The following is a 17678-nucleotide window of genomic DNA, read 5'->3' as shown; positions in this document are numbered from 1 at the left end:
CCTCTTCCGGCTCCAGAACCCGCTGCCAGGGGATGCCGCCCTCGTCGACGAAGACGGTCCGCAGGCTTTCCTGCCGCATCACCGTGTCCCGCAGCGCCGAACCCAACGCATCCCGATCCACCACCCCACGCAACCGCAGGACAAACGGCAGGTTGTACGTGGCACTGGCATTTTCGAGCTGATTAAGGAACCACAACCGCTGCTGCGCTAGAGATGACTGGATCATGCAGGTTCTCCCAACCGGTGGGCCTGAAGAGATCAATACGAGGGAAACCGAACCCGGTAGCTGTTTCCGGAGATCACGTCGGATGCCGACGACGGCATCCGATTCCTCGGGCCCGAGTCGCCAATCGGCCCGGTAATCAGCCCCAATGGCCTTGACCGACTGCCCCTTGTCATTGGTTCAACGCCATGCAAGCGGGGTCACAGTAGGCGGGCCGAGTTTTGGTTCGGTTACGAAAGCCGGTCGGTGGCCGTGGATATCCAGGCGGCACCGGCGGCACCGAGGCCCCACGAAGAACGCCTCTGAGCTGCGGGAACGGGGTTCTTCGGACGTGGGGTGCAGCAGCGCGCAGGGCAACGCCGGGACCGTCGCCGGGCGCGGCGCGTACGGCTACCCGCAGGTCGCACCGGGACCGTGCAGTTCCCCCGTCGCGCGAGAAGGGCCGCATTGACGTCGCCCGTGCACATAACCGCCGTGTAACCAATACCGGCTACCTTCACGGCTGCTACGGCGCAGGAGGGTAATCACCGTGTTCGGCGAGTTCCCTCGTATTTCTACCGGCGAGGGTCAATGGACGATGTGGTGTCCGCACGGCCGAGGTGGTGGTCGTTCGCTGTCGAGCGACCGAACTTCCGTAGGCTCTGGTGCGCTCAGTCTGTTTCGGTTTTCGGCTCCCAGGTCAGCCTTATCGCGTTCCCTCTCATAGCGATCTCGCTGCTTGACGCCAGCGTGTCGGAAGTGGGTATGCTGGCGTCGTTGGAAAGGGCGCCATTTCTGCTGTTCGGCCTGATTGCCGGCGTACTGGTCGACCGCTGGCGGCCACGGCTCGTACTGCTCATCACGGACTGGATCCGTGCGGCGGTATTGGGTCTGATTCCGGCAGCGGCTTTCTTCGACGTCCTGAGCATTGAATGGCTGTTCGTCATCACCTTTGCGGTGGGGTCCTGTACCGTCTTCTTCGATATCGCCTACCAGAGCGTCCTCACCTCCGTTGTGGAGTCCGGCGACCTGTTGATGGCCAACCGCTGGCTCGAAACCAGCCGGTCGGTGGCGGAAATGTCCGGCCCAGGTGTCGCGGCAGGGCTCCTGAGGGTGGTGTCGGTACCGGTTTCCATTGCGGTGGACGCCCTTTCGTTTGCCTTCTCGGCCCTGTTCGTGCATTCGATACGTCCCGCCGGACCGGTCTCCTCGGCGCCGCGCGATCCGTCCACACGTGATGCATCGATCTGGTCAGAATTCAAGGCCGGCCTGCGCTACATTCGGGAAACCAGCTTTCTGCGCTGGAATGCCGCCATCGGCGCGTCATGGAACCTGCTGTACCAGGCACTTCTTGCGGTCTTCTTCGTCTACCTCGCGCGTGATCTGGACCTGAGCGCCACCACCATCGCCATCGTCGTGCTCGCGGGAAGCTTCGGTGCCGTCCTCGGAGTCCTGGCAATGGGCCGCATCAACAAGTGGTGCGGCCTGGGGTGGGGGATCGTGCTCTCGATGTGCATGACCAGCGCCGGCGGCATCCTCTTGGCCACGGCCGACGGGTCATCGCTCCCGGCGATCGCCATCGTCGGGTTCGGATTCCTGCTCATCAACGCCAGCCAGCCGATTTTCAACGTCAATGTCATCAGTATCCGCCAGATGATCACCCCCGATCATCTGATGGGGCGCACGACGGCCGCCATTCGCTTCCTCGTATGGGGAGCGCTGCCCATCGGGGCGCTGATCGGCGGCTTCCTGGGTGAGGCGTTCGGAACCCGGCCCACGATCGTCGTGATCGGCGCCGGGTTCCTGATTCCGGCGGTCATGACGCTGATCTCGCCCATCCGACGGATTCGGGACATCTCCGATGTCGGCATCAAGAAGAGCGAACCAACGACCAGCAAGGAGGGTTAGATGATCGACGCTCAGGAATATCGAAGCGAACTCATGCGGTTGGGCATGCATAAGGTCGCACATCAGGACGTGACCCTGATGGATCACATGTTTCGGGCCTGCGCCATCCTCCAGGACATGAAGGCGAAGGAACATATCTGCCTCGCCGGGCTGTTCCACGGCGCCTATGGGACGGAGGGGCTCCACAACGACGATGTCGAGTCCATTCCCGACTGGAAGCGGGCCAAGGTCCGGTCGGCCGTCGGGCCCGAAGTGGAACAGATCATCTTTAATTTCTCCGTCATGAGCTACGCGTCCTTGGGGAAGAGTTTCCGCAAGGTGATGCGGCCGAACGGGAAACCGGAGATCAAGGACCGCAGGACCGGCGCGGACATCCCGATGGACCGGGAGGAATTCCTGGACCTCCTGCGCATGAAGCTGGGCGATGTCCTGGCGCATCTGCCACCGCAGGTCGGTCATTCCCTGGTCGATGTGACGACGGAGTATTCGGGTTTCTGGAAGATGGCCGCCGAATACCTCGGGCCTGACGCAATCCGCACATGGAACACATTCACGGGAGGCGAACTATGTATCGACACGGAACAGAGCTGACTCCCCAGACATGGGACGGCTTTCGCCTGTCCAAGCAACAGGAGCACGTCCTCGGTCTCCTGTCCGGCGGAATGGCGAGCAGGACGGTGGCCGGGGTGCGCCTGGCGGCCTCCTTCGACCGTGCGGTGCTGGAGCACGCGGTCCGCGATGTGGCGCTCGTGCACGAAAGCCTCCGCACCGCCTACCGCAAGGTGCTCGGCGAGAACAGCACCGTGCTGATGGTGATCGAGGACGAGCCGCGGATCCGGGTGTCGGAGAGCTTCGGTGACGACGCGGCGCTGACCGCCCTCGTCCACGAGGAACTGCATGCACACCTCGATGAGGGCGAGGAGCGCGAGCTGCGCCTGACCCTCTTCACCCACGCCGACCAGCGCCGGTCACTCGTCCTTTCGGCACCGCGGATGAGCATGGACGCAGCCTCCGTCGAGGTCTTCTTCCGGGATCTGCAGCTGGCGTACGCCTCGCGGCTGAACGGCACTCCGTGGCACCGCGAGGACGTCGTCCAGTACGCCGACTACGCCCAGTGGCAGGTCGAAGAGGGGACGCCGAGCACGCCGCAGAAGGAGATCGCGGCCGCCCGCGAAGCAAAGCTGTCGAGTCTGCCTCCTCTGCACCTGCCGCTGGAGCTCCGCTCCGACGAGGCGGGTCACGACGAGGTGGAGTGGACGGTCCCGGCGCCCTTGGCGCAGGAGCTGCGGCGCCTCGGCGGCGAGTTCGACGGCGGTCTGCGCAGCGTCCTGCTGACCGGCTGGATCGCCGCCCTCTGGCACGCCACCGGACGGCCGGAGAGCCTGGCGGTCGACACGATGCTCACCCGGCGTCCGTTCGGCGAGATGGCCACGTCGATCGGGTATTTCGAAACCCCGATGCCGGTCTTCGCCGCGATATCCGACGAGACGACGCTGAGCGGCCTGCTGCGGTCGGTGGACCTGGACGTCGGCTCCTTCGAGCGCGCGGACGAGAGTTCCATGGAGCCGGCCAGGCAACACGCCGGCGGCATACCGGGCTTCAGGTTCAGCGACGCCCCGAAGATCACCTCGCCCGACGCGCCGGGCTTCCGCGACCTGTGGCTCGAACCGGCCGACGACGCCCGCAAGGTCGGCCTCTGGGTGCAGGGCACGGACGAGGGGATCCGCCTCAGGCTGCGCCACCAGGCCCTGTGCATGGCCGAGGGGGGCGCCGAGGCGCTGCTCGCCTGCCTGCGGGCCGTGCTGTCGGCACTGGGCGGCGACCTCTCGGCCGCGGTGCACTCGCCGGCCATGCTCGACGCGGACGCCGCGCGAGAGCTCGTGGCGGCCACGAACGCCGCGGAGCCGCCGGCCCACCCCGTGGCGCACTGGCACCGGCAGGTCGAACAGACCGCGCAGCGTACGCCCGACGCCGCGGCGCTCAGGTCGGACACGCGCACCTGGAGCTACCGCGAGCTCGACCGGACCGCCAACCGCCTGGCCCACGAGCTGGCCGCGCGCGGCGTGCGCACCGGGGACCTGGTCGGTCTCTGCCTCGAACGCTCCGACGTGGCCATCGTCTCGATGCTGGCGATCGCCAAGGCCGGCGCCGGCTACGTTCCCGTCGACCCGAACCTGCCCCCGAAGCGCCGGTCCGCCATCATCGACGCGGTCGGCTTCACCCACGTGGTGGCGACCGCGGAGACGGCCTCGGACCTCCCCGCGCACTGCGACGTCGTCCTCCTCGACGCGGACCTGACGGTCTGCGCACAGCGCAGCAGCGAGCGCCCTGACGTGGTGACGGCCGACGACGACCCCGCCTACGTGCTGTTCACCTCGGGCTCCACCGGCACGCCGAAGGGGGTGCTGGTCGGTCACGGGCAGCTCGCGGCCTACCTGGACGGCGTACTCGACCGGCTGGGCCTCACCGGCGAGATCGACTCGGTCGCCCTGAGCACCCTGGGCACCGACCTGGGCAACACCGCGCTGTTCCCGCCGCTGATGACCGGGGGAGAGCTCCGGGTCGTCGCCGCGGACGACTCGGCGGACGCGCAGGCACTCGCGGAGCTGCTGGCTCAGGAGAGCTACGACCTCCTGAAGATCACCCCGTCGCATCTGGAGGCCGTCTTCGCCGTGGCCGAGGCCCCGGAGGAGCTGATGCCCCGTCAGGCGCTGGTGGTGGGCGGCGAGCCGATCGGCTGGGGCACGTACGACCTGTTCCGGAACTTCCTCGGCGACTGCAGGCTCTTCAACCACTACGGCCCGTCCGAGACGACCGTCGGTGTGCTCTGCGGGCAGACCACATCCAACGCACTGGCCGATCTGGCCTCCACGGTGCCGCTCGGCAAGCCCATGCGCCACGCGCGCGCCTACGTCCTGGACCCCGAGCGCAGGCCGCTGCCCGTCGGCATCCCGGGAGAACTCTGGATCGGCGGATCCTCGGTGTCCCAGGGGTACCTGGCCGGTACGGCCGGCCAGGAGGAGCGCTTCGTCGCCGACCCCTTCAGCCCGGCCCCGTCCGCGCGGATGTACCGCTCCGGCGACAAGGCGCGCCTGCTCCCCGACCACAGCATCGAGTTCCTCGGCCGCATCGACCGGCAGATCAAGGTGCGCGGATTCCGGGTGGAGCTGGGGGAGATCGAGGCGGTCATGCGCCGGCACCCGAGGGTGACGGGCAGCGTGGCCGTGGTGGCCGGCGAGAGCACGGCCGCACACATCGTGGGCTATGTGACCGATGCCGAGGGCAGTCGCGGATCCGCGGAGTGGCTCCGCGAGTTCCTGGCGGAGCATCTTCCGGAATTCATGATTCCCGCCCACTTCGTGGCCCTGGACGCCTTCCCGCTGACCAGCACCGGGAAGATCGACGCCAAGATGCTCCCCGCGCCCGGCTCCTACAGCGAGCCCGCCACGTCGTACGTCGAGCCCCGGACCCCGACCGAGAAGAAGGTCGCCGACGTCATGGCGGAACTCCTCCTGCTGAAGACCGCGGGAGCCGACGACGACTTCTTCGAGATCGGCGGTCATTCGCTGCTCGCTACCCAGCTGATCGCCAAGCTGCGCGACGAGTTCAAGGTGAACCTCAAGCTGCGCAGTCTCTTCGAGCGGCCCGTCGTGTCGGAGCTCGCCGAGTTCATCGACGAGCTCCTCGAGAAGAAGTCGGGAGGGGAATGATGTCCCAGGAGACGCAGGCGAGCCCGAAGGGCCGCTTCGGCAGCTCGCGGAAGTCCATCTCGGTCAGCAGCGAGGCACTGGTCAGCGTGGCTCCGCTGCTCGACGGAACGCGGGCCGTGTCCTGCACCCCGGCCGTCGCCGGGCTCGACGCGCGGGAGTGGCTGGCCGGCTCGGGGAAGACACTGGCACGGCTGCGCGACGCGCACGGAGCCGTCCTGCTGCGCGGTTTCAGCCCGCTCGACGCCGACGGCCTCGGCGAGCTCGCCACGGCGCTCTCCGGAGAGCTGCGCGACTACGACAACCGCTCCACTCCGCGGACGCGCGTGAACAACAGGGTCTTCACCTCGACGGAATACCCGCCCGAGCAGACCATCCCCCTGCACAACGAGATGTCGTACACGGCCTCATGGCCGGACACGCTGTACCTCGCCTGCATGGTCCCGGCGGCCGAGGGCGGTCAGACGCCGCTGGCCGACAGCGCTCGCGTCCACGACCGGGTGCCGGCCTCGACACGCGAACGCTTCGAGCGGGACGGCGTGATGTACGTGCGCAACTTCGGCCATGGTCTGGACCTGAGCTGGCAGGAGGCGTTCCAGACCCAGGACCGCGACCAGGTCACCGCCTACTGCGAGAAGAACGGCATCCAGACGGAGTGGCTGGGAGGCGAGCGGCTCCGCACCCGGCACGTGGTGCAGGCGACCGTGGAGTCGCGGGCGTCCGGCAAGAAGGTCTGGTTCAACCAGGCGCATCTGTTCCACGTCAGCTCGCTCCCCGAGAGCGTCGAACGCGAACTGCGCGAGAGCTTCTCCGAGGACGAGTTGCCGCGCAACGCGCTGTACGGCGACGGCACCCCGCTGGAACCGGCCGACCTGGCCCACGTCCGGGCCGCCTACGCGGCGGAGGAGATCGCCTTCCCCTGGCAGACGGGCGACGTCGTGATCGTCGACAACGAGCAGTTCGCACACGGCAGAAGGCCCTATTCCGGGGCCCGTTCAGTGCTGGTGGCCATGGCATGACCGACTCGATCATGTTCGACGCCGTGCGGGAAGAGATCGCCTACGCATTCGACCGCACCGTCTTCTTCCGCGAGCACATGGAAGCCAACGGCCTCCGGCCGGACGACATCCGGGACGCGGCGGACTTCCGGCGGATTCCGCCGACCTCGAAGGTGCACTACCGGCGCAACTTCCCGGCCGGCGTGCTGGCCAAGGGGTACACCCTCAACTCGCCGAACGTCATGCGCTTCCAGAGCTCCGGCACCTCCGGAGACCGTCTCAACAGCGCCATTCTCTCCTTCGACCTGGCGCGGCGCCAGGCGACCGCGATCGGGGTCAACCGCCGCTTCGACGAGCTCTGGCGTCCCGGCAGCCGGCCCAGGATCTGCCGGTTCGCGCCGCCGAACTGCTCCGACGTGGAATGCGCGACGGGATTCTCCACCCTGGCGGACCGGACGCTTCCGGACGGCACCCTGGTGCTGACCGTCGCCCACGACCTGCTGGCGACGCCGGAGTGGCAGATCGTCAAGGCTCTCGACGAGATCGAGGTCTACCAGCCCGACATGCTGGTGGTCGACCCGACGCATTTCGCCTTCCTGACCAGGTGGGCACGCCGACTGGGACGCCGGATCACCTCACCTCGCACCCTGCACATGGTGTGCGGATACACCCTCATGACCCGCGTCGCACGGCGCCAGATCGAGGCCTTCATGGGCGCCGACCTGCCGATCGGCGACATGATCGGCATGTCCGAGCTGGGCTATCTGGGATTCGAATGCCACCACGGGCAACGCCACATCAACAACCGGGACTTCTACGTGGAGTTCGTCCGGGACGGTACACCCGTCGAGGACGGCGAGACGGGCGAGTTGTACGTCACCACCGTGGACGACGGTCTGGTCCCCCGCATCCGCTACGCCACCGGGGACTACTTCACCCCGCTGACGAGTGCGTGCGCCTGTGGCAGCGATCTGCCGCTGGTACGGATCGAGGGCCGGGCCACCCACATGATCCGGCTGGCGGACGGCCGCACCGTCACGCCGGGCGCGGTGGACGCCGTGATCGGTGACGCACCCTGGATCGATGTCTACAAGCTGGAGCAGGACCGCTCCGGTGCCTGCACCTTCCGGTACGTCGCCAACGACACGGCACAAGCCGCTGACGCCACCGCGCTCGAACTCCGCCTGACCGAAGCCCTGGCGCCGAACCGCGTTCACCTCGAGGCCGTGGACTACATCGCCACCGAACGCAGCGGGAAGTTCCAGCCGTGCATCTCCCACATCTCCGCAGAAGGCGCGTGATGACCATGCGGAACACCTGCCGGGACGACTTCCCGGCGCTGCGGCGAGAGATCGACGGACAGCCGATCTCCTACCTGGACAACGGGGCCACGACCCTGAAGCCCCGCTCGGTCATCCAGGCCGTCACCGACTACTACGAGACCAACGGCGCGAACATCCACCGCGGGAAGCACCGGCTGTCCGAAGAGGCCTCCGACGCGTACGAGGCCTCCCGGACGGTGATCGCCCGGCACATCAGCGCCGCGGCGAACGAAGTGGTCCTGCTCCGGAACACGAGCGAGGCGCTGAACCTGGTCGCCGGCGGTCTGGGCCTGGACCCGGACGCCTCCATCGTGGGCTGTCTGGACGCGCACCATTCCCAGATGCTGCCCTGGCGGAGGGTCGGACGCCTCGACCTGACGCGGGTGGACTCCCACGGCCGCCTCGACCGCGACCACTTCCGCGAGCTCCTCCGCGGCCGCCCGAAGGTGGTCGCGCTCACCCACTGCTCCAACGTCACCGGCGTCATCCACCCGGTGGCGGACCTGATAGCCGAGGTCCGCGCCGCCTGCGACGCGACGATCGTGCTCGACGCCGCGCAGTCCCTGCCGCACCAGCGCATCAACGTGCGAGAGCTCGACGTCGACTTCATGGCCTTCTCGATGCACAAGATGCTGGGCCCCACCGGCGTCGGCTGCCTCTTCGGCCGGAGCGAACTCCTCGCCGAACTGCGCCCGCTGTCGGTCGGCGGAGGCATGGTCGACTGGGTCGACCTCGACGGCAGTGTCGACCGGCGCATCCCCTTCAAGTTCGAAACGGGGACACCGGCCATCGCCTCCATCATCGGATCCGCCGCGGCGATCCGGTATCTCGAGGCGCTGGACGGCCCCCAGACCCATCAGCACGCCCAGGACCTCTGCGCGGCCCTGGTCGACGGGGCGCTCGCCCGTCCCAGGGTGAACCTGATCGGGCCCCCGGACCAGACCGACCGGATCGCCCTCGCCACCTTGCGCCTGGAGAGCGCCGTGCCCGCCGGCGAGGTCGCCCGTCTGTTGAGCGACTCCTACGGCTACATGGTGCGCAGCGGCCACATGTGCGCGCAGCCCCTGGTCACCGAGCTGGCCGGCGGCGAAACCCTCCGCGTCTCGGCGTACCTGTACAACGAGGTCTCCGAGATCGAGGGCTTCTACCAGGCGCTGGACGAACTGCTGAGCTGGATGGCCCCGGTTGCGGTCGCAGCGCGCCGCTGATGATGAGGTCCTCGACCGAGATGGGAACGGAACCATGACCACCAACCCCTTCGACGACGCCGAAGGCGAGTTCTCCGTGCTGGCCAACGACGAGGAGCAGCACTCCTTGTGGCCCGCCCGTTCCGAGGTGCCCGCCGGCTGGCGGGTCGTCTTCGGCCCCGGTGAACGAAAGGCCGCCCTGGAGTACGTAGAGGCCAACTGGACCGATCTCCGGCCGAAGAGCCTCCGCGACCTCATGGCCAACGGCTCATGAGCGTCGTCCCGTCCCAGCCCGGGACCACGTCCGTGAGCACGCCCTCCTCCCCCCGCGCCTGCCCCCGCATCCCGGAGGCATGGCAGGGCGACGTCGTGCCGGCACCGTCCGCCACCCTGCCGGAGCTGTTTGCGCGGCAGGCCGCCCGGACCCCGGACCGGGTGGCGGTGGTCGCCGGCCGGGCGGAGATCTCCTACGGGGATCTCGACGCCCGGGCCAACCGCCTCGCGCGCCTCCTGCTGGAGCGAGGCGTCCGCCCGGGAGACCGCGTCGCACTCGTCCTGCAGCGCTCCGTGGACCTGCCGGCCTGTCTGCTGGCGGTGCTCAAGTGCGGTGCGGCCTACGTTCCGGTGGATCCGGCCTATCCGGCCGAGCGCATCGCCGGGGTGATCCGCGACGCCGTTCCGGCACTGGTGGTGGCCGACACCACGACACAGGACCGGCTGCCCACGACCGAAGCCGGCTGCCTGCTGCTCGACGGCCCGGACAGCGCCCACGCGCTCGCCGGGTTCGACGGCACCGCGCTGACCGACGCCGAGCGCGGCATGCCGCTGTGCCCCGCCTCGGCCGCCTACGTGATCTACACCTCCGGTTCGACCGGCCGCCCGAAGGGGGTGGTGGTCACCCATGCGAACCTGGCCAACTTCCTGGCCGACATGAGCGTCCGCTTCCCCCTCGACGGAGACGACGGGTGGCTTGCCGTCACCACGATCGCCTTCGACATCGCCGCACTCGAGCTGTACCTGCCGCTGATCAGCGGCGCCCGGGTGATCCTCGCCGAGCGGGCCGCCGTGCTGGACCCGGCCCAACTGATCGCACTGCTCCGCCGCCAGAAGGCCACGATCATGCAGGCGACACCCTCGCTGTGGCGCGTGCTGTCGGCCGAGCTGTCGGACCGCGGTGAAGCGCTGCCGGCGCTCCGCGTACTGGTCGGCGGCGAGGCCCTGCCCCTGCGTCTCGCCGACGCCCTGCGGTCACTCGGTGAGACGACCAACCTCTACGGCCCGACCGAGACCACCATCTGGTCCACCGCCGCGCGGATCCCCGCACACCACCAGGGCGGCACGCCGCCCATCGGCCGTCCGATCGCCAACACCCGGGCCTACGTCCTCGACAGCCTGCTGCGGCCGGTGCCGCCCGGAGTCACCGCGGACCTCTACCTCGCCGGAGAGGGCGTCGCCCGCGGATACCACGGGCAACCGGGCCTCACCGCGGAGCGCTTCACGGCGGACCCCTTCGGGCAGCCGGGCAGCCGGATGTACCGCACGGGGGACCGGGTCCAGTGGTCGCAAGACGGCCAACTGACCTTCGTCGGCCGTGCGGACGGCCAGGTCAAGGTCCGGGGGTACCGGATCGAACCGAGCGATGTCGAGGCAGGACTGGCCCGCCACCCGGACGTGGACCAGGCCGTCGTGATCGCCCGCGCGGACACCGCCGGCGACCAGCGCCTGGTCGCCTATGTCACCTCACCGGCCGCGAGCCCCGACCACTTGCCCGCCTTGCCCGCCTCCGTCCGCGCCTTCGCGGCGGAGCAGCTGCCCGAGTACATGGTGCCGGCGCTGGTGGTGGTCCTGGACGCGCTGCCGCTCACCGCCAACGGAAAGGTGGACCGCAAGGCCCTGCCCGACGCCGACTTCGCCACTGCCGCCGACGTCGGCCGGTTGCCCACCACCGACCGCGAGAAGATCCTCTGCGGATTGTTCGCCGAGGTTCTCGACCTGCCACGCGTGGGGGTCGACGACGACTTCTTCGCACTCGGCGGGCATTCGCTGTCGGCATCCCGCCTGGCCGGCCGGACCCGGGCGGTGCTCGGTGCGGAGCTGCCGATCAAGATGCTCTTCGAGGCGCCGACGGCGGCCGGACTCAGCGCCCGCCTCGACGGTGCGAACGAGCCCCGGCCCCCGCTGGCCCGCAGGAACCGCCCGCAGCGGATGCCGCTCTCGTTCGCGCAGCGGCGGCTGTGGTTCATCAACAGCCTGGAAGGACCGTCAGCGGTCTATCACCTGCCCTCCGTGCACCGCCTGACGCAGACCGTGGACCTCGCGGCCTTGGAGGCGGCGCTCGGCGATGTGGTGGAGCGGCACGAGGCGCTCCGCACCGTGTATCCCGAAACCGACGGGGAGCCCTACCAGCTGGTGCTCGACGTGGCGTCCGCCCGCCCCCCGCTCCCGGTTGTCCGGACGACCCCCGAGCGGCTGGACGCCGAGCTGCGCCAGGCAGCGGCCGAGCCGTTCGACCTGACACGCGAAGTGCCGCTGCGCGCCGCACTGTTCGAGGTGAGCACCGGTGAGTCCGTCCTGCTTCTGGTGTTCCACCACATTGCGTCGGACGGATGGTCCGACGGCCCGTTCAGCCGCGATCTGGAGCACGCGTACGCAGCGCGGTGTGCCGACGCGGCACCGTACTGGACCGAGCTGCCCGTCCAGTACGCCGACTACACCCTGTGGCAGGGCGAGCTGCTCGGCGGTGCGGACGAGCCGGGGAGCCGTTTCGCGGAGCAGCTGGCGTACTGGCGTGACGCCCTGCGGGACCTGCCCGAGGAGCTGAAGCTGCCCTTCGACCGCCCGCGCCCCGTGACCGCGAGCCATCGTGGAGAGCGGATCGCGTTGCGGATCGATGCCGACCTGCACGCCCGACTGGCAGAGGCCGCCCGTACGAACGGCAGCACCCTCTTCATGGTCATGCAGGCGGCGCTGACGACGCTCTTCCACCGGCTGGGCGCCGGCGACGACATCCCCCTGGGAACGGCCGTCGCGGGACGCCCCGACGAACTTCTCGACGACCTCGTCGGATTCTTCGTCAACACCGTGGTGCTGCGTACCGACGTCTCCGGACGGGTCGGCTTCCGCGAACTGCTCGGGCGGGTGAAGGCGGCCACGCTCGCCGCGCTGGATCACCAGGACGTGCCGTTCGAGCATGTCGTGGAGGCGGTCAACCCGGTGCGTACGCAGGCCAGACACCCGCTGTTCCAGACCATGCTGGTGTTCCAGGACACAGGCGGGACTGGGCTGGTACTGCCTGGTCTGGCCAGGACATCCGAGGAACTGGGCACTCATACGGCGAAGTTCGACCTGCTGTTCACCATCTCGGCGCACCGGTCCGAGCGACGCGAGTGCGCGGGGATCACCGGAACGGTCGAGTACGCCCACGACCTCTTCGACCGTCCGACGGTGGAGCGTCTCCTGGAACGGCTCGTCCACCTCCTCGAGGCCGTGACCGAGGACCCCGACCGGCCCGTCGCCGCGATCGATCTGCTCGACGACGCCGAGCGGAGGCAGGTGCTGCTCGACTGGAACGACACTGCGGCGGAGCTGCCGTCCGCCTCCCTGAGCAGGCAGATGGAGGCGCAGGCCGCCCGGACCCCCGACGCGACCGCGGTCACAGACCCCGGGGCCACCCTCTCGTACGCCGAGTTGAACGCCCGGGCGAATCGCCTGGCCAGGCTGCTGGTCGACCGGGGAATCGGGCCCGAGGACCGCGTGTGTGTGCTGCTGCCCCGCTCCGCCGAGCTCCTGGTCGCCTTCCTGGCGATCTTCAAGGTCGGCGCCGTGTACGTCCCGGTGGACCCGCTGTTCCCCCAGGATCGGGTCGAATACATCGCCAAGGACTGCCGACCGGTGCTCACCCTGGCCAACAGCGCCACGAGCCGGCTGCTGTCCGGCACCCCGGTCCTGTCGCTCGACACGACCGAGACCACCACCGCGCTCCGGCAGAACTCGCCGGACAACCTGACGTCGGGTCAGTCCACCGAGGCCTCCCCGCAGTCCCCCTCATACGTGATCTACACCTCCGGTTCCACCGGTCGGCCCAAGGGCGTGGTCGTCACCTACCAGGTGCTGGCCAACCTGCTCGCCTGGAATCGGCACGCCATCCCGGTCGAACCCCAGGCACGTGTGGCCCAGTTCAGCTCGATCACCTTCGACGCCTCCATCCATGAGTTCCTGGCGACCCTGCTCAACGGCAAGACCTTGCTGATCCCCACGGAAGAGACCAGGCTGGACCCGGCAGAGCTGGCCACCTGGCTGGACCGGGAGCGGGTGACCGAGTTCTTCGCACCCGATCTGGTCGTCGGGCGAGTGTACGAGGCGGCGAACGAGCAGAACCTCGAGCTCGCCTCGCTCCGCCACGTACTCCAGGCAGGCGAGGCGCTCCAACTCTCCGAGAACGTACAGGCCTTCCATCGACGCCGCCCGTGGATCCGGCTCCACAACCACTACGGGCCGTCGGAAACCCATGTGGTGACCGGGTTCACGCTGCCTGCCGACGTGGACGACTGGCCCGCTGCGGCACCGATCGGTGCGCCTGTGTGGAACAGCCAGACATACGTACTGGACGCCGCCCTCAACCCGGTGCCGGTCGGTGTGGTCGGCGAGCTCTATCTGGCGGGCGACGGCGTGGCGCGCGGGTACCTCTACCGACCCGCGCTGACCAGCGAACGCTTCGTAGCAGACCCGTTCGGGCCGCCCGGTTCGCGGATGTACCGCTCCGGCGACCTCGCCCGCTGGCGGCCCGACGGCGAGCTCGACTACCTCGGTCGTGCTGACGACCAGGTGAAGATCCGAGGCGTACGCATCGAGCCGGGCGAGATCGTGAACGTCCTCTCCGGCTGCCCCGGAGTGGCCCAGGCCGCGGTGGTGGCGCAGAAGTCACCCTCCGGCGAGAAGCGGCTGGTTGCGTACGTGGTGCCGCCGACCGGAGAAAGCTGTCCGGACGCATCGGTACTGCGCAGACACGCTGCCGCGGAACTTCCGGAGTACATGGTCCCGTCGGCCTTCATCACGCTCGATGCGTTGCCCCTGACCGGCAACGGCAAGTTGGACCACAGGGCACTGCCGACGTCCCCCACGGCCGTCTCCCCGGGCGGGGCGCCACCGCGCACCGATTGGGAGCGAAAGGCGTGCCTGCTGATCGAGCACGTCCTGAACGTCACGGTGGCCAGCAGGGAGGACAACTTCTTCACCCTCGGCGGGAGTTCGATGACCGCGGCAAAGCTGGTGAACCGTGCCCGTTCGGCGCTGGGTGTGGAGCTGACGATCCGGACCGTGTTCGAGTCTCCTGTGGTTGCGGATCTCGCACAGCAGCTGGCCGGCGCCGCACCGGCACGACCACAGGGCAACTCTCTCGCGAGCCTTGCGAGCCGTCGGCGTTCCATGGCGAATGACCGCTGAGTGCCCATAGGTACATACAAGTGCCCATGACTGCCCATGACTGCTCATGACTCCACACCACCGGCTCGGGGAACGGGGCGAACGGTGTTCCCCGAGCCGGGTGGGGAGCGGGGCCGGCCATGACCATCATCTGGATCAGATCATGCTCGGCCTTCCCGGGATGACGGAGTCCACTTCCGGCATCCCGCAAAGACCGGCGGTCCGGAAGTCATCTACTGTCCCTGGAGGCTCTGGCCTTCGCCCGCTGCGGCGCGCACCAGTACGTCGGCCAGCTCCGTCGGCGTGGAGAGCATCGGGTAATGGCCGGTGGCCAGCTCGAAGAAGGTGACTCCGGGCTCGGCGAGCTTGGCGAACCTGGGGTCACCGGTGGCGTGAAGGGCCCGGGCGACTTCCAGGCTCAGGCCGTTGGCGAGGCAGAAGATGCCGGTGGTGGGCAGCTTGAGCCAGGCACCGGTCAGCGCAACGGGGTCGGTGATGGTCCGGACCGGATGCGGGGTGGCCAGGCGCTGGTAGCGCTCCCACTCCGCCTCCGGCACACCGTGGACGGCGTCGATCTCGCTCGGCACCCGGAGCACATGACCGTCGGCGGCCTCCAGGAGGTGCGGCATCTGGGTAACCACCGACTCGCCGGGCTCGGGGAAGCCGGTGTCCACGAACACCAACCGCTCGACCTTCCCGGGCTGCCGGTCGACCGCCGCGAGCGAGGGGAAGATGCCGTAACTGTGCGCCACCAGCACCGCGCCCGGCTCCTGCGCGTCGAGCACCTCGGTCACCGCGTCCGTGTGCTCGGCAAGGCCGATGGCCGCAGTATCCTCGCCGGCCCGTTCACCAAGACCGGGAAGCGTCACCGGAATCGCTCGGTGCCCCTGCGCCGTCAACTCGGCAACCACGGCATCCCAGGCCCAACCACCCATCCAGAGACCGGGAACCAGCACAAACGTCGTCATGATCGACCCCTTCGAAAGCTCGGCTGTACTGCCGCCCCGAAACGTAGGACCTCCCCCTGCGGGAGATTCCACCTCTCCCCACCCGCAGGCGAACCCAGCAGACGGCGGTGTGCGAGGGAGACCGCCGTCACCTCGGCTCCTCACTCCTCGCCTGTGACCTCCGCCGGGTGGGGAAGCAGAGGGAACAGCCGGGTGATGAGGGCAACTGGCAGAGCACCCTCAGGGCGGGCCAATGGCCGCTGGTCACGGTCCTGGTAGGGCGCAAGGGCCCCTCGGATCACCGCTGCGACCCGGCTCATCTCCTCGGGCGTCAGATAGGCGACGGCACTGAACGCTTCGTCGCGGCGCCACTCGGAGGGTGCCTGGTCTCGTTGGACGAGCCAGTGCTGCCAGCTCTCGTCCTCCAGGCCACGGGCGAGATCGCCGAAATCCTCCGTGGACGGATCGGAATCCTCCGTGGACGGATCGGACGCGGGGTCCGGCCGTCGCAGACGCCAAGGACGTGCGCGACCCCCGCTATGAGGAGCTTCTTCGATGTGTCCATGGCGTGCGAGCTGCCGCAGGTGGAACGAGCAGAGCCCGGAGCTGTAGCCCAGCCGGCCGGCCGCTTCGGTCGCCGTGACGGCGCCGACCTCGGCGAGCAAGTCAAGCAGGGCGGTGCGCACTTCATGTTCGCGCAACCCCTCGCGGGTCTTGGGTGGCGGGCCGGCCGGGAGGTTGACGTCTTCTCCAGTCACTTTGCAAAGTCTGGTACTTTGCAAAGAAGTTCGCAACTGGTCCCACCGGACCAAGCCTTCAGCCGCAGGCCTGCTCTGGGCTCACCACCCTCCCCGGCCTTAGCCCGCCAACAAGATGGGAATCGCGATGCCAGTTCCTCACGACCAACCTCGTTCCATCGACCGGCGCGTGCGCGTTCAGGGCGAGCCCGTCGACTCCTATCCGGCCCTGCCGCCGGAAGCAGGCCGAGGCTCGGTGCGCCGGATCACGGTCGTGGGCGAGGAGGTCCTCAGCCATCCATGCCGGGAGGTGGCCCAGTTCGGCACCGCCGAGCTGTCGGCACTGATCGACGACATGTTCCGGACCATGTATGTGGCGGACGGTGCCGGTCTGGCTGCCAACCAGGTCGGTGTCGATGTGCGGTTGTTCGTGTACGACTGCCCGGACGATCGCGGGATCCGGCATGTCGGCCACCTCATCAACCCCGTTCTCGACGAGCCCGATGCCGGACGCCGCCGACTCATCGACGACTTCGAAGGATGCCTGTCAGTGCCCGGTGCAGCCATGGAGGTCCCCCGGACCGATCGTGCGGTCGTGCGCGGTTTCGACAAGGACGGTGCCCCCCTCGTGATCGAGGGGACGGGTTACTTCGCCCGGTGCCTGCAACACGAGACCGATCACCTTCTCGGGCACACGTATCTCGACCGGCTCTCCAAGCGGGACCGCCGCGACGCACTGCGGCAGATGGAAGAGCGCCGTGCCGACGTCTTCGCCCAACGCGAGGCCAGGGGCGCCAGCCTGGGCCGGTGACCAACGGACAGACGGCCGAGAGTGCCGGCGCCGCACAGCCGACCGGCCCCCGACGCCGTCGACCGGCCCCCGACGCCAGGCATACGCCAACGCCCTCGACGCCGAATGCTCCCAGTCGCCGTCCCCGCACACCTACGCTGCCGACTGGGGCGCCACCGAGCTCCACTGGAACCTCCACGTGAGTCTCTCCAGAACCTGACCGAACACGAGGAGAAGAACAGCGTCGCCATCGTCTTCCCACAACCTCTTCTCCAGCTGGCGAACACCGCCCGCGCCGAACGGCAGGCTGTTGTCTGACCTCACGTCATCGGGCGGCAGGGCTTCGATCCGCCGTGCCGGACGAGTGGGGCAGGATGGCGCCATGGCAGAGGACGGCCGCCAGGAACTGAACGGTCACCCGCTGAGACCGGCCCCCATCGGGCTGCCCATGCATGGCGA

The 17678-nt window shown here is 68.7% G+C and carries 12 protein-coding genes; 9 read left to right on the top strand and 3 right to left on the bottom strand.

The features are described 5' to 3' along the window. The coding region (locus tag ADL29_RS23650) for a condensation domain-containing protein (RefSeq protein ID WP_053925599.1) at window positions 1-226 on the bottom strand (226 nt) is incomplete at its 3' end. A 567-nt stretch (window positions 227-793) separates the two neighbouring features. Here ADL29_RS23650 and ADL29_RS23645 point away from each other — a divergent pair. From ADL29_RS23645 to ADL29_RS23610, 8 genes are read left to right on the top strand one after another with little or no spacing between them, the layout of a single operon-like run. Then, the gene (locus tag ADL29_RS23645) at window positions 794-2110 is read left to right on the top strand and encodes an MFS transporter (protein WP_053925598.1); all 1317 of its coding nucleotides are present in this window, start codon (window positions 794-796) and stop codon (window positions 2108-2110) included. Then, window positions 2111-2701: a DUF6817 domain-containing protein gene (locus tag ADL29_RS23640; RefSeq protein WP_053925597.1), complete on the top strand. Its 591-nt coding sequence runs from the start codon at window positions 2111-2113 to the stop codon at window positions 2699-2701. Then, entirely contained in the window at window positions 2677-5820 is a 3144-nt protein-coding gene (locus ADL29_RS23635) for a non-ribosomal peptide synthetase (RefSeq protein WP_053925596.1), read from the top strand. The genes ADL29_RS23640 and ADL29_RS23635 overlap by 25 nt, the downstream gene beginning before the upstream one ends. Continuing rightward, window positions 5820-6836: a TauD/TfdA family dioxygenase gene (locus ADL29_RS23630; protein WP_211274376.1), complete on the top strand. Its 1017-nt coding sequence runs from the start codon at window positions 5820-5822 to the stop codon at window positions 6834-6836. Before ADL29_RS23635 ends, ADL29_RS23630 begins: the two co-directional genes overlap by 1 nt. Then, window positions 6833-8116 (top strand): phenylacetate--CoA ligase family protein, encoded by a 1284-nt coding sequence (locus ADL29_RS23625; protein WP_053925594.1) that lies wholly within the window; start codon window positions 6833-6835, stop codon window positions 8114-8116. Before ADL29_RS23630 ends, ADL29_RS23625 begins: the two co-directional genes overlap by 4 nt. After that, window positions 8116-9345 carry an aminotransferase class V-fold PLP-dependent enzyme gene (locus ADL29_RS23620; protein WP_053925593.1) on the top strand — a complete coding sequence of 410 codons (1230 nt, stop codon included), beginning with the start codon at window positions 8116-8118 and terminating at the stop codon, window positions 9343-9345. Before ADL29_RS23625 ends, ADL29_RS23620 begins: the two co-directional genes overlap by 1 nt. A gap of 34 nt (window positions 9346-9379) precedes the next feature. Further along, entirely contained in the window at window positions 9380-9598 is a 219-nt protein-coding gene (locus ADL29_RS23615; RefSeq protein ID WP_053925592.1) for an MbtH family protein, read from the top strand. Between the two features lie 32 nt (window positions 9599-9630). Then, window positions 9631-14766: a non-ribosomal peptide synthetase gene (locus ADL29_RS23610; RefSeq protein ID WP_169795257.1), complete on the top strand. Its 5136-nt coding sequence runs from the start codon at window positions 9631-9633 to the stop codon at window positions 14764-14766. Window positions 14767-14978: 212 nt separating this feature from the next. Here the strand turns inward: ADL29_RS23610 and ADL29_RS23605 are convergent, their stop codons facing one another. Together ADL29_RS23605 and ADL29_RS23600 are read right to left on the bottom strand one after the other, a co-directional pair. Then, window positions 14979-15713: an alpha/beta fold hydrolase gene (locus ADL29_RS23605; RefSeq protein WP_063788519.1), complete on the bottom strand. Its 735-nt coding sequence runs from the start codon at window positions 15711-15713 to the stop codon at window positions 14979-14981. Window positions 15714-15853: 140 nt separating this feature from the next. Then, the gene (locus ADL29_RS23600) at window positions 15854-16450 is read right to left on the bottom strand and encodes an ArsR/SmtB family transcription factor (protein ID WP_053925589.1); all 597 of its coding nucleotides are present in this window, start codon (window positions 16448-16450) and stop codon (window positions 15854-15856) included. 127 nt (window positions 16451-16577) lie between these two features. Here ADL29_RS23600 and def point away from each other — a divergent pair, with 127 nt between their 5' ends. Continuing rightward, a complete protein-coding gene (def, locus tag ADL29_RS23595; RefSeq protein ID WP_053925588.1) occupies window positions 16578-17240 on the top strand; it encodes a peptide deformylase in 663 nt (220 codons plus the stop codon). Window positions 17241-17678 lie beyond the last annotated feature (438 nt).

The sequence above is a fragment of the Streptomyces chattanoogensis genome (genome assembly GCF_001294335.1).
Lineage (GTDB): Bacteria > Actinomycetota > Actinomycetes > Streptomycetales > Streptomycetaceae > Streptomyces > Streptomyces chattanoogensis.
The sequence above is the reverse complement of the archived record's forward strand: the minus strand, read 5'-3'. Positions and strand labels throughout refer to the sequence as shown.

Excerpts from the sequence above, each read along its gene's own strand:
- ADL29_RS23645 (WP_053925598.1), top strand. The coding sequence starts at position 794 with ATGGACGATGTGGTGTCCGCACGGCCGAGGTGGTGGTCGTTCGCTGTC.
- ADL29_RS23640 (WP_053925597.1), top strand. The coding sequence starts at position 2,111 with ATGATCGACGCTCAGGAATATCGAAGCGAACTCATGCGGTTGGGCATG.
- ADL29_RS23635 (WP_053925596.1), top strand. The coding sequence starts at position 2,677 with ATGTATCGACACGGAACAGAGCTGACTCCCCAGACATGGGACGGCTTT.
- ADL29_RS23630 (WP_211274376.1), top strand. The coding sequence starts at position 5,820 with ATGTCCCAGGAGACGCAGGCGAGCCCGAAGGGCCGCTTCGGCAGCTCG.
- ADL29_RS23625 (WP_053925594.1), top strand. The coding sequence starts at position 6,833 with ATGACCGACTCGATCATGTTCGACGCCGTGCGGGAAGAGATCGCCTAC.
- ADL29_RS23620 (WP_053925593.1), top strand. The coding sequence starts at position 8,116 with ATGACCATGCGGAACACCTGCCGGGACGACTTCCCGGCGCTGCGGCGA.
- ADL29_RS23615 (WP_053925592.1), top strand. The coding sequence starts at position 9,380 with ATGACCACCAACCCCTTCGACGACGCCGAAGGCGAGTTCTCCGTGCTG.
- ADL29_RS23605 (WP_063788519.1), bottom strand. The coding sequence starts at position 15,713 with ATGACGACGTTTGTGCTGGTTCCCGGTCTCTGGATGGGTGGTTGGGCC.
- def (WP_053925588.1), top strand. The coding sequence starts at position 16,578 with ATGCCAGTTCCTCACGACCAACCTCGTTCCATCGACCGGCGCGTGCGC.